The sequence below is a fragment of the Desulfuribacillus stibiiarsenatis genome, from assembly GCF_001742305.1.
Classification (GTDB): Bacteria; Bacillota; Bacilli; order Desulfuribacillales; family Desulfuribacillaceae; genus Desulfuribacillus_A; species Desulfuribacillus_A stibiiarsenatis.
Map to the genome: position 1 here is coordinate 18,775 of NZ_MJAT01000022.1, position 17,982 is coordinate 36,756.

The 17,982-nt window shown below is 39.0% G+C and carries 14 protein-coding genes; 8 read left to right on the forward strand and 6 right to left on the reverse strand.

What is annotated here, in order from left to right; all coding sequences use genetic code 11:
* Nucleotides 1-20: 20 nt before the first annotated feature.
* Both cshA and BHU72_RS07970 read right to left on the reverse strand, forming a co-directional pair.
* Complete coding sequence (cshA, locus tag BHU72_RS07965; protein WP_069702103.1) at nt 21-1,496, reverse strand: degradosome RNA helicase CshA; 1,476 nt, start codon at nt 1,494-1,496, stop codon at nt 21-23.
* A 159-nt stretch (nt 1,497-1,655) separates the two neighbouring features.
* Nucleotides 1,656-1,853, reverse strand: a complete 198-nt coding sequence (locus tag BHU72_RS07970) for a cold shock domain-containing protein (protein ID WP_069702104.1) — start codon at nt 1,851-1,853, stop codon at nt 1,656-1,658.
* A gap of 308 nt (nt 1,854-2,161) precedes the next feature.
* On the opposite strand from BHU72_RS07970, the gene BHU72_RS07975 reads away from it, so the two are divergent.
* The 6 genes from BHU72_RS07975 (at nt 2,162) to BHU72_RS08000 (ending at nt 8,513) form a co-directional block, all read left to right on the forward strand.
* Nucleotides 2,162-3,445, forward strand: coding sequence for a DUF2225 domain-containing protein (locus BHU72_RS07975; protein ID WP_176720440.1), 1,284 nt, complete (start codon nt 2,162-2,164; stop codon nt 3,443-3,445).
* A 22-nt stretch (nt 3,446-3,467) separates the two neighbouring features.
* Entirely contained in the window at nt 3,468-4,652 is a 1,185-nt protein-coding gene (gene purT, locus BHU72_RS07980; RefSeq protein WP_069702106.1) for a formate-dependent phosphoribosylglycinamide formyltransferase, read from the forward strand.
* Between the two features lie 173 nt (nt 4,653-4,825).
* The gene (locus BHU72_RS07985) at nt 4,826-5,812 is read left to right on the forward strand and encodes an ABC transporter ATP-binding protein (RefSeq protein ID WP_069702107.1); all 987 of its coding nucleotides are present in this window, start codon (nt 4,826-4,828) and stop codon (nt 5,810-5,812) included.
* Nucleotides 5,813-5,832: 20 nt separating this feature from the next.
* Entirely contained in the window at nt 5,833-6,672 is an 840-nt protein-coding gene (locus BHU72_RS07990) for an ABC transporter permease (RefSeq protein WP_176720454.1), read from the forward strand.
* Nucleotides 6,669-7,451, forward strand: coding sequence for an ABC transporter permease (locus BHU72_RS07995; RefSeq protein ID WP_069702109.1), 783 nt, complete (start codon nt 6,669-6,671; stop codon nt 7,449-7,451). The genes BHU72_RS07990 and BHU72_RS07995 overlap by 4 nt, the downstream gene beginning before the upstream one ends.
* 21 nt (nt 7,452-7,472) lie before the next feature.
* Nucleotides 7,473-8,513: a polyamine ABC transporter substrate-binding protein gene (locus tag BHU72_RS08000; protein WP_069702110.1), complete on the forward strand. Its 1,041-nt coding sequence runs from the start codon at nt 7,473-7,475 to the stop codon at nt 8,511-8,513.
* 131 nt (nt 8,514-8,644) lie between these two features.
* Here BHU72_RS08000 and BHU72_RS08005 read toward each other — a convergent pair whose 3' ends face one another.
* Genes BHU72_RS08005 through BHU72_RS08020 form a run of 4 tightly spaced genes read right to left on the reverse strand, consistent with a single transcriptional unit; the run spans nt 8,645 to nt 15,380 of the window.
* Nucleotides 8,645-11,164, reverse strand: coding sequence for a FecR domain-containing protein (locus BHU72_RS08005; protein WP_069702111.1), 2,520 nt, complete (start codon nt 11,162-11,164; stop codon nt 8,645-8,647).
* Nucleotides 11,165-11,223: 59 nt separating this feature from the next.
* On the reverse strand, nt 11,224-13,014 hold the full coding sequence (locus tag BHU72_RS08010) for a CHASE2 domain-containing protein (protein WP_069702112.1): 1,791 nt from the start codon (nt 13,012-13,014) through the stop codon (nt 11,224-11,226).
* Nucleotides 12,977-13,918, reverse strand: coding sequence for an MBL fold metallo-hydrolase (locus BHU72_RS08015; protein ID WP_069702113.1), 942 nt, complete (start codon nt 13,916-13,918; stop codon nt 12,977-12,979). The genes BHU72_RS08010 and BHU72_RS08015 overlap by 38 nt, the downstream gene beginning before the upstream one ends.
* Nucleotide 13,919: 1 nt before the next feature.
* Complete coding sequence (locus tag BHU72_RS08020) at nt 13,920-15,380, reverse strand: NHL domain-containing protein (RefSeq protein WP_069702114.1); 1,461 nt, start codon at nt 15,378-15,380, stop codon at nt 13,920-13,922.
* Between the two features lie 183 nt (nt 15,381-15,563).
* Here BHU72_RS08020 and BHU72_RS08025 point away from each other — a divergent pair, with 183 nt between their 5' ends.
* The gene (locus BHU72_RS08025; protein WP_436796454.1) at nt 15,564-16,745 is read left to right on the forward strand and encodes an HD domain-containing phosphohydrolase; all 1,182 of its coding nucleotides are present in this window, start codon (nt 15,564-15,566) and stop codon (nt 16,743-16,745) included.
* Between the two features lie 485 nt (nt 16,746-17,230).
* Nucleotides 17,231-17,860 (forward strand): DUF975 family protein, encoded by a 630-nt coding sequence (locus BHU72_RS08030; RefSeq protein WP_069702115.1) that lies wholly within the window; start codon nt 17,231-17,233, stop codon nt 17,858-17,860.
* Nucleotides 17,861-17,982: the final 122 nt, after the last annotated feature.

Here is a 17,982-nt window from a genome sequence, read left to right on the forward strand (position 1 = left end):
TCTTAAGGCTTTTTGCTTGGCTATTTTTTCCTGTTTTTATTATCAAACTTCTTTTTGCCAGCGCTTTTCCCGCGATCAAAGTCTTTTCCACGGTCATATTCCTTGCGGTTAGGAGCACCTTTACGGTCAGTACTACGCCCTTTGCTTCCACCTTTGGAGAATTCTCTAGGCTTTTTCACGCGAAGAGGAGATTCTTCTGTAAGATTTACAGGTGTAGTGTTCGGCTCTTTCACTAATAGCTTCAACGCAGCAGATACTAGAGTTAATGAATCATGCTCATTTAATAATTCTTCAGCTAATGACTTATGAGTAAAGTCGCCTGCTTCAATAATTTCTAATATTCTTTCTACGATTTGTCTTTGCTGACCTTCAATGGCATCCACAACATTCGGAACAGATCTACGATCCATTTTACGCTTTGTAATACTTTCAATCGTACGTAGGTGGCTTACTTCTCTTGGAGTAACAAAAGTTATAGCAAGTCCAGTGTTTCCTGCACGACCAGTTCTACCGACTCTATGCACATAGCTTTCAGGATCTTGCGGAATATCAAAGTTAAACACATGACTAACTCCGCTGACATCTAAACCTCTAGCAGCTACATCAGTAGCAACAAGGATATCAATTGTGCCTTCTTTGAATTTACGAAGTACACTCTCGCGTTTCGATTGCGTTAAGTCACCGTGTATTCCCTCAGCATCATAACCACGTTTCGCTAAAGCTTCAGATAACTCATCAACTCTGCGTTTTGTTCTACCGAAGATAATCGCAAGCTCAGGCGACTCAATATCTAAAATGCGGCATAAAGCATCGAATTTTTGTCTTTCTGCTAGTTCAATGTATTGTTGAGCAATGTTAGGAACAGTAACTTCTTTGGATTTAACCTTAACAATCAATGGATTGTTCATGAACTTCTCAGCTAATGTTTGAATTCTAGGAGGCATTGTGGCTGAGAATAATAAAGTTTGTCGATCAGCTGAAAGCGCCGCAAGAATAGTCTCGATGTCTTCGATAAAACCCATCTGCAACATTTCATCTGCTTCATCAAGAACAATTGTCTTAACAGTATCAAGGCGAATTGTTTTGCGATTCATATGATCTAATAAACGACCAGGTGTTCCAACGATGATATGTGCGCGATTCTTTAGTGCGCGGATTTGTCTTTGGAAATCTTGGCCACCGTAGATAGGTACAGTCTTTACCCCTTTATATTGACCAAGCTTATTTAGTTCTTCGGCTACTTGCATTGCCAACTCTCTAGTAGGCGTTATTACTAAACACTGGACAATATTCTCTGAAACATTACATGTTTCAATTAATGGAATACCGAATGCCGCTGTTTTCCCTGTACCAGTTTGGGCTTGGCCAATTAGGTCTCTACCTTCTAAAGCCTGAGGGATTGTTTGCTCCTGGATTGGTGTTGTTGTTTCGAACCCCATGTCACTTACTGCACGTATCACATGTGGGCTTAGTCCTAAATCATAAAATGTTATCAATAGTATTAAATCTCCTTTGTATGTAGTTTAGATTACACATTAATCTATAAAATAATCATAACGAATCATTTATAGTATGTCCAATTTTTTTGCTTTTAAAAAAAGGCATATCCGAATATCGGATAATGCCTTCTTGTAGTCAATGTAGTTATGTTATAACTATACGCGAACTACGTTAGCTGCTTGTGGTCCACGGTTTCCGTCAACGATATCGAATTGTACTGATTGACCTTCTTCTAAAGTCTTGAATCCGTCTCCTTGGATAGCTGAGAAGTGAACGAATACGTCGTCACCGTTCTCGCGCTCGATGAATCCGAAACCTTTTTCTGCGTTAAACCATTTTACTTTGCCTGTCATTTGATTGGCCTCCCAAAAAATTAAAGTGTTTAAAAAGCATAATGTAACCATGTTTCCTTGCTAAACCATCTTTAGATTTTTAGAGGCCGCAAAACCAAAACGTTATCTATACTTTTCACTTTAACAGAATATCACAGTTGTAAAATAAAAGCAAATTAATATAAAGAAATATTAACAGCGAGGAAAATTGCGTTCTATTTATTGGAAAAACAGTTCAATATTTATGTTGATTCAACAGCAAGCCCATTGTATGATGAAACTAGACAATTTCAACGGAAATGGGCGACACTATGGATATTAAAAGATTAATGACATTGGGGAAGGCCAGGCAATATAAGACGGATGAGTTTGTATTTTATGAAGGCGATGTAGGGGAGGAAATGTACATTTTGCTAAAAGGCAAAGTGGGTGTTTTTACGAACAATATTAATGGTTCGAAATGTAAAATAGTAGAATTAGAATCTGGTGACTTTTTTGGCGAAATGGCTTTAATTGATGGTTCTCCACGCAGTGCCGATATATTAGCCCTCGATGATATATCAGTTTTTGTCATTACCAAAGCTAATTTCGAACAAGTCATAGTGGCATTCCCAGATTTAGCGTTGCGCATTATGAAGGGTATGAGTTTGCGCGTCAGAGAACAGAACAAAATCATTTCTAATATGAGATCTCCAGTAAAACAAATATCAAGTCTGCTGTCTAAGCAAATAACCACAGATAGTAACAACGAAGACACCCCTCAGAGACCCTCACACAATGCAGAGAAGCCAAATGAAAATGTCACTACTTTAGAAATCTCTTTAAATAGGGACGAAGAAAGTCATGTTGATGAAACAAATAATAAGAAAGAAACGAAAATTATAAATTATGATCAAATCATAGTACCAGAAAATTATAACAAATACATATTTACGGGCGATGTTGAGTGTCCAGTCTGTGACAAGAAATTTACAACAGATAAGATTCGTAACACGATGCTTAAGATGGATAAAGAAGATCGTGATTTCCGTACCAGATATAAAGAGTTTGAACCGTATTGGTATAAAATTTGGGTTTGCCCGCACTGTTATTATGCAAACTTTGATTATATCTATAATCAAGTGAGCTATCTTAAGAAAAAAACAATTCTAAGTCAAACAAAGCAATTGAAACAAAAGTATCTAATTGACGTTAGCAAGAAGCGCACTTTGAAAGACGTACTAAGGATGTTCTTTCTATGCCAAGAAATTCATCAAATTACACCAATGGATCGTCTTTCCTATGCGAAGGCATGGTTATTCTTGACTTGGATCTATGAAGATATTGGTGATACGGATATGGTTGAGGTAGCAACGGAAATGGCGTTAAATAGCTATATCGACACCCATCAGAACGATGTTCGTGGACTCGCTAACGGCCAAGAAATTAGACTTGCATTATTAATCGGAGAATTGTATATTAGGCAAAATAAGCTTGACGAGGCTGTAAAATATCTTGCTAAGGCAGTACAGATGCGCTCAGAGCCGAAGCGAATGAGGGAGCTCGCATCCGATCGAATGATAGAACTTAAAGAAAAGTTAAAAGCTGCGAAAAAGCAGGAATCAACGGATTAATTTGAGGGGAGAATCGTAACATATGTATTCATCACCATTGACTAAAGGTGCTAAAAAGATAATGTTATTAGGATCAGGGGAGTTAGGAAAGGAAGTAATCATTGAAGCGCAACGGTTGGGTATCGAAACGATAGCAGTTGACAGATACGCAAGCGCTCCTGGCATGCAGGTAGCACATCGCTCCCATGTCATCAACATGTTAGACCCTGAGCAATTATTGCAAGTTATTTACGACGAGAAACCTGACGTAATCGTCCCAGAAATTGAAGCGATAGCGACTGATGTACTTCTTGAAGTAGAAAAAGAAGGATTTCATGTAGTCCCAACCGCTAGAGCTACTCGCCTTACGATGGACAGGGAAGGTATCCGCCGCTTAGCTTCAGAAGAGCTTCAGTTGCCTACTGCTAACTATGAATTTGCTGATAGCTTAGAAGAACTTCGTAGTGCTGTGGAGAAGATTGGCACACCATGTTTTATTAAGCCGGTGATGAGTTCGTCTGGTAAAGGACAGAGTGTTTGTAAAACTTTAAATGACGTGGAAACATCTTGGAATATTGCAATGCAAGGAAGTCGCGGCAAAAGCACACGTGTGATTGTAGAAGAGTTCATTAGCTTTGAGTCGGAGATTACACTATTAACCATCCGCTCTGTTTCGGGAACAACTTTCTGTCCCCCAATCGGACATGTTCAAAAAGACGGTGACTACATCGAGTCATGGCAACCGCACGCTATGGAGGAGTGGCAGATTCAGCAGTCGATGGATATTGCCAAGAGAGTAACTGATGAGCTCGGCGGTTATGGCTTATTTGGAGTCGAGTTATTTATAGGAAAAGACAAAGTATACTTCAGTGAGGTTTCACCGCGACCACATGATACGGGAATGGTTACTTTAGCAACACAAGATTTATCGGAATTTGCATTACATGTTCGAGCAATTCTTGGTTTCCCAATTCCTACGATTCAATTGCTAAAGTCAGGAGCATCTTATACGTTAAAAGCAGATCGTGAATCAAAGAAGTTTAACATCGAGAACATCGGAGAGGCCCTACAGTTACCGAATACACAGGTTCGAATTTTCGGCAAACCGGAAACAAAAGTAGGAAGAAGAATGGCAGTAGCATTAAGCACGGCTGACACCACTGATGAGGCAAGAGCGATTGCTATGAAAGCAGCCAAGACTTTGAAAATTCAATACAACGATAACTAAGGTATTAAATTTCATATAGGCAATCGAAAGGCATCTCCTTAGGGGATGTTTTTTGTTGCCAAGACTTTCGTGAATAGTTTTCCCGATACAAGGACGGAAATATTTACAAAAACAAAAAATCCACTTATAGTAGGCTAATGAGATTATTTAGGTATGAAGTTAGGTGGTGTAATGTGAGGACTTTAATTCGATTAGAAAGGGTTACTAAACGATATGACGAGGATATCGTGATTCATCCCATCGATTTATCAATATATGAAGGGGAATTCCTGACGTTGCTTGGGCCCAGTGGTTGCGGGAAAACCACGTTATTACGAACGATTGCTGGATTTGAGCAACTAACAGATGGGGAAATCTATTTAGAGGATGAACCAATGAAGGGCCAGCCGCCATACCGAAGGAATATGAATATGGTCTTTCAGCAGTACGCACTGTTCCCGCATATGAATGTAGAAGATAATATTTTATTTGGATTAAGGATGAAGAAAGTACCGACTCAAGAGCAAGAAAAGCGTCTGGCAGAAGTACTAGAATATACGCAACTAAAAGATTATAGGAAACGGTTTCCGCAACAACTTTCTGGGGGGCAGCAACAACGGGTCGCAATTGCCCGTGCGATTATCAATAGGCCTAAAGTTTTGCTACTGGACGAGCCTTTAGGGGCACTCGATTATCAACTTCGCAAGGGTTTACAGTTGGAATTGAAGAACTTACAGAAACAACTAGGGATTACTTTCATATATGTAACTCATGATCAAGAGGAAGCACTCATGATGTCAGACAGGATTGTCATTCTAAACGCTGGGAAAATCGAACAGATTGGCACTCCGTTGGAAATCTATAATAGGCCTCGTACATTATTTGCAGCTAAATTCATTGGAGAGAACAATATTTTTCAACAAGGGAATCGGATATTCTCTGTTCGCCCAGAAGCTATTACAATATCATCGGCGAGTGAATCTACCAATAGAAACTCCCAAAAACAAGGTGAAATACTAGATGTAGTATTCACTGGAGCAACGAATAAAGTCTACATTGCCCCTAGCAATGAAACGGCAGTGATACTCGTGTATGATGCGATAAAGGGTACGCCACAGTGGAGAAAAGGACAAGCTGTCAAGTTGTCGTGGCAGGAGTTGGACGAGGTGGACTTGTCATGAAGCAAAGGCTATCAGAGGTAATGGGTAAGTTGATGGCATTACCGATTATGTTCTGGCTTATCATTTTTTTCATGCTTCCGTTTGTATTTATGCTTATTATATCGTTCTATCAACGGGGGATTTATGGGCAGCTAATTCCAGGTTTTTCACTGGACAACTATTGGAGATTTTTTGACAGTTTATATCTAGGGATTCTCCTAGATACATTAGTGGTCGCTTTCGTAACTACCATTAGTGTGTTGCTGATTGCATATCCGTTGGCATACTATATCAGTCGTCTGCCACGCGCTAACCAAGCGATTTGGTTGGTAATCGTGATGATTCCATTTTGGATTAATTTTTTAATCCGTTCTTATGCGTGGGTAATTATTTTACGCTCTCAGGGACTTGTCAATACGATACTTTTAAAACTCGGAATCATCGATGTTCCGCTTTCGTTGCTATACAATTGGCCAGCAGTTATGCTCGGTATGGTATATACGTTATTACCTTTTATGGTATTACCACTTTATGTGTCTTTAGAGAAACTAGATAGAAGAAAATTAGAGGCAGCATATGACCTAGGAGCACGCCCGTGGCAAGCATTTTGGCACATTACACTACCTTTAACGAAACCGGGAATTGCCTTAGGTTCTATCATAGTATTCGTATCTTCTATTGGGATGTTTGTTGTGCCTGACGTCATGGGAGGAGCCAAGTCGATGTTACTGGGCAATGTCATACAGAATCAGTTCTTATCAGCGCGCGATTGGCCCTTTGGCTCTGCGATATCTGTATGGTTGATGATTCTCTCAGCGATTCTAATTGCACTCTACTACAAAGCGATGCAATGGGAGCAACGCTTGGAGGACAAACTATGAAAATACTGCGTCCGCTCTCTTACTTCATCGTAGCATTCATATATATACCAATGATTGTGTTAATGGTATTCTCTTTTAATCAGTCGCGAATTAATGCCGCGTGGTCGGGATTCACTCTGGATTGGTATCGATCACTACTGGAGAACCGATTTGTATTAGATGCCCTTAGCAATAGCATGTTAGTTGCAAGCGCAACAACGGTTATCGCAACCATCATGGGGGCATTCGCAGCCTATGGATTCTACAAGTATCAGTTCCGGTGGCACTCATTATGGAGAGGATTTATATACGCTCCTTTAATTATACCTGAACTATTGATGGGTCTTTCGTTATTAATCCTATTCTCGCAATTCGATATACCACTAGGAAAAGGTACGTTGATTATAGCCCATGTGACATTTAGCATTCCATTTGTTTTCTTAATTATCTATGATCGATTGATAGAGATGGGTAAGGAACTAGAGGAAGCAGCTATGGACTTAGGGGCTTCACCCATGCAAACATTTTTCTTGATAACTTTACCGGTTCTTATGCCGAGCATATTTGCAAGTATACTACTGGTATTCACGCTTTCGTTGGATGATTTTATCATTAGCTTCTTTGTCGCAGGGCCTAACTCTACTACTTTACCAATTTACATATATGGAATGATAAAACGAGGTATATCCCCAGAAATCAATGCCTTAGCAACACTTATGATTATTTTTACGATTGTTTTTATTGCAATTGCGGAATGGATTCGCAGAAAAGGGTCTATGAAAGTGAATAAAACAAGTTAAAGAATAGAAAGGGGAAAGGTAATGAAAAAAATAGCACTTTTATTTTTAATCAGCATGATGGTGTTCACAATGTTAACAGGTTGCTTCGGAAGCAAGCAAGAGGTGCTGAATATCTATAGCTGGGCTGATAATTTTGATCCAGATGTGATTGCCGATTTCGAAAAGCAGTTTAATGTGAAGGTGAACTATGATGTGTTCTCTAGTAACGAGGAGATGCTTGCGAAGCTACAAGCTGGTGCATCGCAATATGATATTATTCAGCCATCTGATTATATGGTGGAAATTATGATCGAACTAGGATTGCTAGAAGAATTGAATAAGGATAATATTCCTAATGTGAAGAATATCGTATCGAATTTTCAAACACCGCCGTTCGACCCTCAGAAGCAGTACTCGCTTGTATATACATGGGGGGTCACAGGGATTGCGTATAATCCGAAATATGTAACAGATCCAATTACGAGTTGGAATGACCTTTGGAACGACAAGTATAAAGGTCGAGTGGTATTATTAAATGACCCGAGAGAAGTCATTGGTATGTCACTCATTAAGAATGGATTCTCGAATAGCACAGAGGATGCCAATGAATTAAAATTTGCGGTAGATGATTTAAAGCAACTACTACCCAATGTATTAGCTTTTGATACTGATACGATTAAGCAGAAGTTTATTGCAGAAGAGGCATGGATTGGGACTGTTTGGTCAGGCGATGCGGCTTTCATTGCAGAAGAGAATGAAAACATTGCATACGTAGTTCCAGAAGAAGGTGGTACAATCTGGGCAGACACAATTGCTATCCCGAAAGGTGCTAAGAATAAGGAACTTGCAGAAAAGTTTATAAATTTCCTGCTTGAACCACAGGTTAGTGTACGGAATTACGAGTCGATTGGCTATAGTAATCCAAATGAACAAGCGTATCCTCTGCATACTCAAGAGTATTTGGATAATAATATGATATTCCTAGATGAGGCTGAGTTAAACCGTACGGAGTGGTTAATTGATGTGGGTGATTTGCTACGTGAGTATGACCGCGCTTGGACAGAGTTAAGGAGCGGAAGATAAAATAGAAAAAAACCTGTAATAAGTGAGTAGTCTCTTATTACAGGTTTTTTCTTGGTACATCAGCATGTATAAAATTTGAGGTAGATAGTATAACTTTACATTAGCAGATGGAAGAGAAATAAATTTTGCAGTTAATCCATATAAAAAATCACAAGATATAGCGGCTCATCGTCTATTTGTATAGCTACAGTAGGTGGATGATTTAGTACGCCCCCCGTATTCAAGATGACATCTGTGCCTGATAGTGTATAAGTGTCAGTCGCTAAGGTAGCTCCAGGTGCAATCGTTAGAGTGATGATGGCATTTGCTGTATCGTCAATATTGCCAGCTTGTATTGCAGAAATCGTCACATTGGATGGGGGATTACCAACTGAATTCTCGAATGTCCAATTTCCAATTGTGCTGTCTAGCTGCATATAAGGAAGTTTTAGCATAATGTTTTTCGTTGTGACGTCAGTTGTAACGGAACTGCTAAGTTCAAATTCTATTATAATGCTTTGAGGTGTTGTAGTATTTTCCGTTATATCCGATTCTAAAAACAAGTCACTTATCGATGTCATGTAATATGGGAATGAATTTACTGTGCCGTGATTGATTTGCATCGTAAAGGAACTTTGTATTACATCAGATGTTCCGGTTATACCATCAGAATGACGTAATAAATACCTGCCTGATGGCAGTATTTCATTTTCGTTAATTGTTATAATAAGCGTTGCTCCAGAGGAAACAGCTACAGATGCGATTGTTTCTGGATAGTAATTAGGATCATCTAAAGATTCAATATACCATCGATTTTCATTATATGGATCTGGTACCTGGTTTAATATTAAATCTGCAAACGTCAATGTTATGGCTGCTGGTGTTGAAGAAACCTCTACAGGCGAGTCTAATTCAAATACAATTGCTCCTGACTGATTCGAAGAGAAATCTTTCGTTAGAGGTTTGTTATAGTTTGTTATATCAGAATAGGGCTGATAATCGCTCCATAAAGCAGCATTGCTGATTTCGGGATTGGCGAAAATTGTATGAATGGTGTAGGTAATCGTTTGTGTTCCATCTCCTGAGGTGACGATAATTGTATCACCTGATTGGACGGGATCTTGAACACTATCAATATCCCAGGAAGAATAACTAGACCTTAAGAGAATATTGTATAGAAAAGTTGTTCTATCAGTACCGTAAGGAACGTTAGAGATTGTTCCGATAGATCCATATTCTGCAATTGAATAATCATTAATAGAGAAAATGGTTGCATCATTTGCGTAATGAAGTGTGATGTAATACCCTTTAAGAGTAATGCCATCAGTACCCAAGACGAATAGAAAATCATGCAATTGTAGAGTGTCACTGTCGGACTTTCCAGGTAATGAAGTTATGCTATTTACCGTTGGCGTACCAGTGATATCCGATGAGTTGGTTATCTTCCACCATTGCGCATTTGCAGGTAAGTTTAAATCACTAAGAAAACTACCTACTGTTAATGATTCTGTAATTGTCCCCATACTGCTATAAATGCGATTGTCTGTGATGGATAACGAAGTTGGATGACTTAATATATCATAAAACACCGCACCTGGACCGTACTCCTTTGAAGTCAAATGAATACTTTGCACAGGTGGCGGTTGTGTAGGTGTAGAGGAGTCATCATTGTTAGAGCTTCCCCCCCCGCCACTAGATGCAGGTTGGCTTGGCTGCGTTTGTCCTGGCACTGTGGGTAAAGTTGGCTCACCGGTTGTTGATGGTGTAATTGCTATAATTTCACTATTAGTACTAGACTGGGCCTGCGTAAATTCATCAGGTGCTGGTGGTCTTGCAGCTTCTTCTTGTTGTTTTTGTTCGATAGTTTGTTGTATTACTTGTTGTACAGTTTCTCGTAGTGTCTGAGGAATGAGTTGTGGCTGAGACTGTGAGAGTTCCTGAATACGCTCTAAGAAGGCTACTTCTAAGCCCTGTAAGCTTAAAGGCTGTGGAGGTGCCTGAAGCTCCTGTGCTGTTGTCCTCTCTGTAAATGAAACCTGTTGTAAAGCTTGTACAACAAAGCTTACTGTATTTGTATTAGGTGGAGGTGTTTGCGAAGCACTAGGAGCACTTGGTGGTGGAGGAGTAGGTGGGATACTTGATACTGCAGCAGTTACCTCTACAACACCTGTGATAACACGGACATCAATTACGCCATTGTTATATTGAGTGAAAAATTCTGTGCCTCGCACACCCATTACGGCAGTTGGCGTCTTGATTTCATAGCGGGAATTATTCGCTAGAGGGTTTTTCACAGTGCTACCAACTCCGCCGGCTTGTATAGATATTGATGTCTGCTGTGAATTATTAACTCCACGCAACTCTGATAGATAAATTCGAGAATTTTCTGCAAGAGTTACAATGATAGAATTCTCTAATTCAACCTTCGCAGATGCACCTTTACCAGTAATGATGCGGTCACCCTCTGTGAGACGCATGTTAAGAAAGGCCTTAATCGGCTTGTCTCCACCACCTCGTAATACTTGAACATCGCCTTTGATTTCAATCATCTTACCGCTAGTAACGTTTGCGAGAACATGGCCGATGGGCATAAGAACACTACTAAACATTACAATAGCCATAAATAATATCATATGTTTTCTAAAACTCTTCATTGGATAGATTAAAGCCAATATAATACCTCCTTTGCCCTGAATGGGTCTTATATTATATAGGTATATCTAGATATTGTTTAAGACGATGGTTTATCCATATTCCGCACATGATCTACTTGATACACTTGTATCCCTTGGGTCTTTCCTTTTACTTGGAAGACTCCTAAATCTGTTACTTCAACGTGTTCTTTAACATATTGATAAATGGCATCACTAATTAGAATTTGCCCTGGCTTTGAGTTACTTTCTAGTCTGGCTGCAGTATTTACCGTATCGCCGATAGCGGTATAGTCCATACGGAAATGAGCACCGATATTCCCGATGACGGCAGGTCCTGTGTGAATACCGATACCGAAACGGACACTACGACCAAATCGTTTCTGTAAATCTTCTTGGAGTGGTTTAGAACCTTCGTACATAGCCCATGCGGCCTGCACAGCTCGCAATTGATGCTGTTTCACATCGAAAGGCGCGTTGAAAATCGCCATTGTAGCATCACCGATAAATTTATCTAAGGTACCGTCGTAGTCAAAAATCGATTGAGCACACAAGGTTAAGTATTCGTTCAAAATCGATACAACCTCTTCCGGTTGGGCAGCTTCAGAGAGGGGTGTAAATCCACGAATATCGACAAATAAACAACTGATTTCTCTTCGGATTCCTCCGAGCTTTAAACCATCTTCGCCTTCTGCTAAAATCTTACCGACAATTTGTGGTGCAACGTACTTGCCAAATACGTCTGTAATGCGTTTCTTTTCTAACTGTTCAGCAATAAACTGATGACCAAGGGCAACTACATATTGGGAAGTGATAAATAATGTCTGATAGATTATGCTCATCACAAAACCATTTTTATAAGCAACTATACACCCGAATATGTATCCAGCAAATATCATAATAAGAGCAATAGCGCTAATGCCTGGTCGAAAACGATAAAATATTATGAATCCCAGTAAACCTAACAGAATCATAATGATAACTTGAAAAGTCAATGGAACATCTTGATAGAATTCTTGATGTAGGAATTGTTGAATAATATTCGAATGTATCTCAATTCCAAACATCGGAACCTGGGGTGCTATTGGTGTGAAATAGTAATCATCAATACCGACAGTATACGTACCGACAAGCACGATTTTATCTCGGAAGTATTCAGCAGGAATTTCGCCTGTTAACACCAGGTGATAAGGTATACTTTCTATTGACATGGGTTCACCATAATATTTAATGATTGGACGACTCCAATAATCTAAGGGGATATTGTCAATTTGTAGTGGAGTTTTTTCGAACTTAGATGCGTACATCTGATAGATTTGCCATGCAAAACTATCAACAATGTCACCCTCATAGTTAAATTGTAGAACGGTTCTGCGCACAAGACCGTCGTTATCTAATACGGTATTTATGTGTCCGATTGTAGATGCTTCCTTTAATTCGCGGAAAGGTAAGGAGAGTTGTTTTGCCTGTAGCATACCGCGTTTCGACGACTGATCAAAGCTTCCATAGGCAGGTAGCACCACGTTACCTGCCTCTTTGACCTGTGACAAGAAATATTCATCATCCGCAGGATTAAGTGACGGTTCCGCGAAGATAAGATCAAATCCTACAACGGCAGGATTGCCCTCTGATAGCACACGAAGCAATTCTCCGTGGTAATCCCGAGGCCATGGCCAGCGTCCGAGCACTTCAAGGCTTTCATCCTCTATCGCAATAATAACGATGCGCGGATCTGTTGGAGCAGGCTTCTGGTATAAGGAATCCTGCAAGCGGTAGTCTTGAATTTCAAAGGTATGTGCTAAGAAAAAGCCAATAAATAAAACCAATAATGCACTATGAATGATATATGACCACTTTTTCAGTCTTGTCACCTCCTATAAATACTGTCATTCCTTCCCTTGCAGCTATGGATTTTGAAAAAGCCTTCTTTGCTGCTTGCTCTATGAGGCTTTGTTGGTTATCTGTACGGTTTTCTTTATGATGGAACAGCGCAAGGCACTCTACATTAGCAATATGGCTTAAACGGACCCCTTCCTCCCAAGTAGAATGACCCCATTTATATTTAGGGAATCCATCTAGTACTCCTGTATATTCGTCATTGGTATAATGGCAATCGTATATAAACAGATTGGTGTCTTTGATGAAATTAACGAACTGTTGCTCCTGATCACCTGTTATATGTTCAGTATCCGTGCAATAGACGATAGAATATTGTTTGTATTGCAGTTTGTAGGCTAAGCATCCATTGGGATGATTGACGGCAAAAGTAGTAACGGTAATTCCATCTCCTAAGTCAACGGTCTGATTTGCTGTAATTTCGTTAAATGATATAGAGGACTTCATCAGTCTCATCGTAATCGGGAAATGTGGGGACTGCATTTGCATTTCAATAATTTCCTTCAATGACAAATCATTTTTTGACTCTCCATAGAAACGGAACGTATTAAGGGGACTATATAATGGTTGAAAAAAGGGAATCCCCTGGATGTGATCCCAGTGTAAATGTGAAAAAAACACGTCGGCATTGATGCTCTTGTGATGCTTATTCAACTCATCATCACGTTCAACGGGTTTATGGAAACGCATCAATTGATTACCAAACTCTACAATTCCTGTTCCGGCATCAAATAGTATGGTACGATTATTAATTTGGGCTTGTATACAAGAAGTATTACCACCATACAACATAGTATCTTTTCCAGGAGTAGGTTTAGATCCACGCACCCCCCAAAAGGTTACCTGGATTAAATCCGTTGTGTGTTCCGTATTAGACATTTTATTTTCCTCCAGAGGTCTCAATTACTACTGCACGATGTTCGGCAACCCAGTCCACACTAAATCCTAGATTTTCAGCTAATGTACGTAATTGCACCATAGAACGACCTTGCTGCACATAAAAATCTCCCGTAGTTTCAAAAAATTCTACTATTTTCCCATTTTTCGAAACAATTACCGCCTTGCGCGTATTATCCCAGGATACATCTGCTCCCCACTGTTCAGCAATGAAGCGTACAGGTACTCTTGTACGGCCTTCTACTATTACTGGCTGAACATCAGGAAACTTTAACTCAGAACCATCTATATAAACTGGTAATTGTGATTTTTTCAATGCAAAATCAATTGCCGGACGAAGCATTTCATTCGTCACAGGAATAGAAACAATACGATTATTCCAATAATCGGCGATATATAGCGTATCTGAAACACAATGAATTCCAAACGGTCCATCAAATCGGATTATATTCTTTTGGTCCCAGTCGGAACCGCTAACACCAGCCCCAGCTACAGTAAATACTCTGCCTTCAGGGGAAACAGCTTTGATTGAATGATTCCATGCATCAGCAATGAAAAAATACCCTTCTGTGCTGTAAGTAATCCCTTTAGGAAAGTTCAATCTAGCATTCTTGCCTAAACCGTCGATATTACCGCCAACCCAATAATTGGTTTCCTTATCAATCTCAGAAACGGAACCAGCTACTAGCTCTACTCTTCCATGATTCACTCGCTTAATCTGATGATCGGCACTACTGACGATATATAATACATCGTCTTTATCAAAGGCAATGCCTGCAGGCTCATTTAATATAGTAGAATCATTCGGAGAGCCAACGTAAGTCGTAACAGTTCCTTCTCGATCAATTTTGCGGATGGAATGATTCAAGGTATCACTAACAAAGATTTCTCCTGTAGAGTTAATAGCGATTGAAGAAGGATTATTAAATAATGCTTGGATACCGTTATCATTTTTATAACCTGGAGTTCCATTCCCTGCGACGGTATATACTTTTCCATCATAAACCTTACGAATTGCATGATTCCCAGTATCTGCAATGAAGATTGCACCGTTTGGAGCGACTGCTATACCTCTAGGGCGATTAAACATTGCTTTAGCGGCATCGCCATCACGGTGGCCGCCAGCAGGAAATCCAAAACGGTCAACAAGTTCAGAGTTACCGGCTAAAGTGGCAACTCTTTTAGCAGCTATATCTAGTGTTCGTATTCTATGATTCTGATTATCTACTATGTACAGGACGTCCTTAGAAGGAGAACTAGCTAAGCCATAAGGAAACCGGAATTCAGCATTCGTATAATCCCCATCCTGGTATGAAAAGTCACCAGTTCCGATAATTAAGGCAGTTTTCTCTTGGGCAGATATTCCTAATGAACTAACGAATAAAAGCATTAAAAGCGACACAATGAACAATAGTTTATTTTCTTGAACTAATTTCTTTGTCATAACGGTAGACTCAACTCCTATAGGATTGTTTAAAATACAAATTATCAGAATATTTAGTATTATCTTGTGATTATATCAGTAATAGAATATTATTTTAATAGGAAAATAAGGTAAATTTAAAAGAGTTATAGGACGTAATGATTATTTTAATAGAAACATTCTTATAGTAGAGTATACAAAGAGGTGATACGCTTGTTAGACCATGATATTCAAATTAAGCCAAAACTAAAAAAAGAGTTAAACTCTGATGAAATGCTTAAGCTTATCTTTGATTATGCTAGTAAAATAGCAAATGAGTCAAGACTCGATAATCTATTACAATTAATGACTGACCTTGGACGGGAAATTGTCGTAGCCGATCGTTGTACGATTTGGTTGCTCGATCATGAAACGAATGAGCTATGGACGAAGGTAGCACACGGCATTCAGGAGATTCGTATTCCTGCGAGCACTGGAGTAGTAGGACATGTAGTGCAAACCGAAAAACCGTATTTTACAGATGATGCATACACGGACCCGAACTTTAACCAGAATGTTGACAAACAAACCGGATATCGAACCAAGGCGATGTTGGCACTACCTTTATATAATAATGAAGGACAAATTTTAGGGGCTTACCAAACAGTAAACAAGTTGACAAAGGAACAGGTTTTTTCTCAGAAAGATATTGATAACTTGAAAATGGTAGCTTCTTACTCAGAGAAATCGCTCGTCAATGCATTATTAAATGAAGAAATAGAAAAAACGCAAAAAGAAATTATCTTCTTAATGGCTGAAATCGGTGAAAGCCGTTCAAAGGAAACAGGAAATCACGTCAAGCGAGTTGCTGAGTACTCAAAAGAGTTAGCTCTATTGTATGGGATGAGCGAAGAAGAAGCAGAACTGATTAAGATGGCATCGCCAATGCACGATATTGGGAAGGTTGCCATACCCGATGCAGTGTTGAAAAAGCCAGGAAAACTTACGGATGAAGAGTTTGACATTATGAAAAGTCACTCAGACATTGGATATCAATTACTAGCGCACTCCAATCGTAAGATATTAAAAGCTTCCGCAATCATTGCTCATCAACACCATGAAAAATGGAATGGCAAAGGTTACCCAAATGGCCTTAAAGGGGAGGAAATACATATATATGGTAGAATCAGCGCCATAGGAGATGTATTTGACGCCCTTGCTAGCGATAGATGCTATAAGCCAGCTTGGGAGCTAGATCGTGTATATAACCTTTTTAAGGAAGAAAGCGGAGAGCACTTCGATCCTAAATTGACCCAATTATTCATTGATAACTTCGATAAATTTGTGGAAATTAAAGAGCGATATAAGGATGAAGATACTACTGCTACATTGGAAAAGGCGACCTAATATAGGTCGCCTTAAAGTGTAATAATTGCCGCGATACTTTACTTTATGCTTTTGAAAAACAAATTAAACGATGTAAGCCCTACCTCTCAAACATTCTTACGGCTCCAAAGCCGATCCAGGTGAATAATTATCAAATTGAACATGGTGGTAAAATACATTATTACGTGAGTACTTGTTTGTGCACACCGAACAAATATAGCACTAATGATAAATTATACCATAAACTTATAATAAGTCAAATCAGGTAAGAATTTAGGTCAATTTCTTAAAGTTTAGTTAAGTGAAATTAAGTAAAGTTGTAAACACAAGTTTAATATAATGATAATATTAGTAAAAAGAAACAATATACTTTGATATAATCGAGACATGAACGAAAGACATGAACGAAAGACATGAACGAAAGACATGAACGAAAGACATGAACGAAGTTGAGAAACTATACTATAAAGTATATAAAAAAATAATACAAAGTAGGATGTGGGATTATGAAGGTTAATGCGGAGCTTAAAGTTCAAGCGAAAAACAGTTTAGAAGGAAATTGGGGATTGGCAACCGGGGTAGTGGTAGTTGTCTGGTTATTAACGGCTGCTTTCATAGGAGATAATGCGAACCACTCTGATGGTGATTTTGCAAGTTTTATGTCATTGGTGAGTTTGTTACTATCCGGGCCCTTAACGTTCGGACTAAAGACAATCTATCTTAAATTTATTCGTAGACAAGAAGCGAGCTTTCCGAATATATTCGAAGGATTTACGTACTTTATTCAAACGTTCATATTGCACATTCTGAAGACTATATTCATCGTCTTGTGGTTATTGCTTCTGATTATTCCTGGTATTATAGCGATCCTGAGATATTCTATGGCATACTATATTATGGTAGACAATCCTGGCATTGGAGGATATGAGGCAATTCGTAGAAGTAAGGAAATGATGAAAGGGCATAAAGGAAGACTATTTTATCTATGGCTAAGCTTTCTTGGATGGTTTTTGCTAGGGATTATCACATTCGGCATAGGGTTTCTATATGTGGCACCTTATTACGAGGCAACTTTAGCTGCCTTTTATCAAGATTTGAAGAATCATAAAGATGATGATTGGGACGAATCATTTTAGTTTACAATCATTGCATAAATTAATATAGGCATAAATAATAAGAGTAAATATTAGGAGTAATTAATAGGCATAAAATAGAAGGATTTCACCATAAATATAGAAGGCAGTTCTTCTGTACTCCT

Bases quoted from the DNA above. Each gene is read 5' to 3' on its own strand.
- BHU72_RS07970 (WP_069702104.1), bottom strand. From the start codon at position 1,853: ATGACAGGCAAAGTAAAATGGTTTAACGCAGAAAAAGGTTTCGGATTC.
- BHU72_RS07975 (WP_176720440.1), top strand. From the start codon at position 2,162: ATGACATTGGGGAAGGCCAGGCAATATAAGACGGATGAGTTTGTATTT.
- purT (WP_069702106.1), top strand. From the start codon at position 3,468: ATGTATTCATCACCATTGACTAAAGGTGCTAAAAAGATAATGTTATTA.
- BHU72_RS07990 (WP_176720454.1), top strand. From the start codon at position 5,833: ATGGGTAAGTTGATGGCATTACCGATTATGTTCTGGCTTATCATTTTT.
- BHU72_RS07995 (WP_069702109.1), top strand. From the start codon at position 6,669: ATGAAAATACTGCGTCCGCTCTCTTACTTCATCGTAGCATTCATATAT.
- BHU72_RS08000 (WP_069702110.1), top strand. From the start codon at position 7,473: ATGAAAAAAATAGCACTTTTATTTTTAATCAGCATGATGGTGTTCACA.
- BHU72_RS08015 (WP_069702113.1), bottom strand. From the start codon at position 13,918: ATGTCTAATACGGAACACACAACGGATTTAATCCAGGTAACCTTTTGG.
- BHU72_RS08020 (WP_069702114.1), bottom strand. From the start codon at position 15,380: ATGACAAAGAAATTAGTTCAAGAAAATAAACTATTGTTCATTGTGTCG.
- BHU72_RS08030 (WP_069702115.1), top strand. From the start codon at position 17,231: ATGAAGGTTAATGCGGAGCTTAAAGTTCAAGCGAAAAACAGTTTAGAA.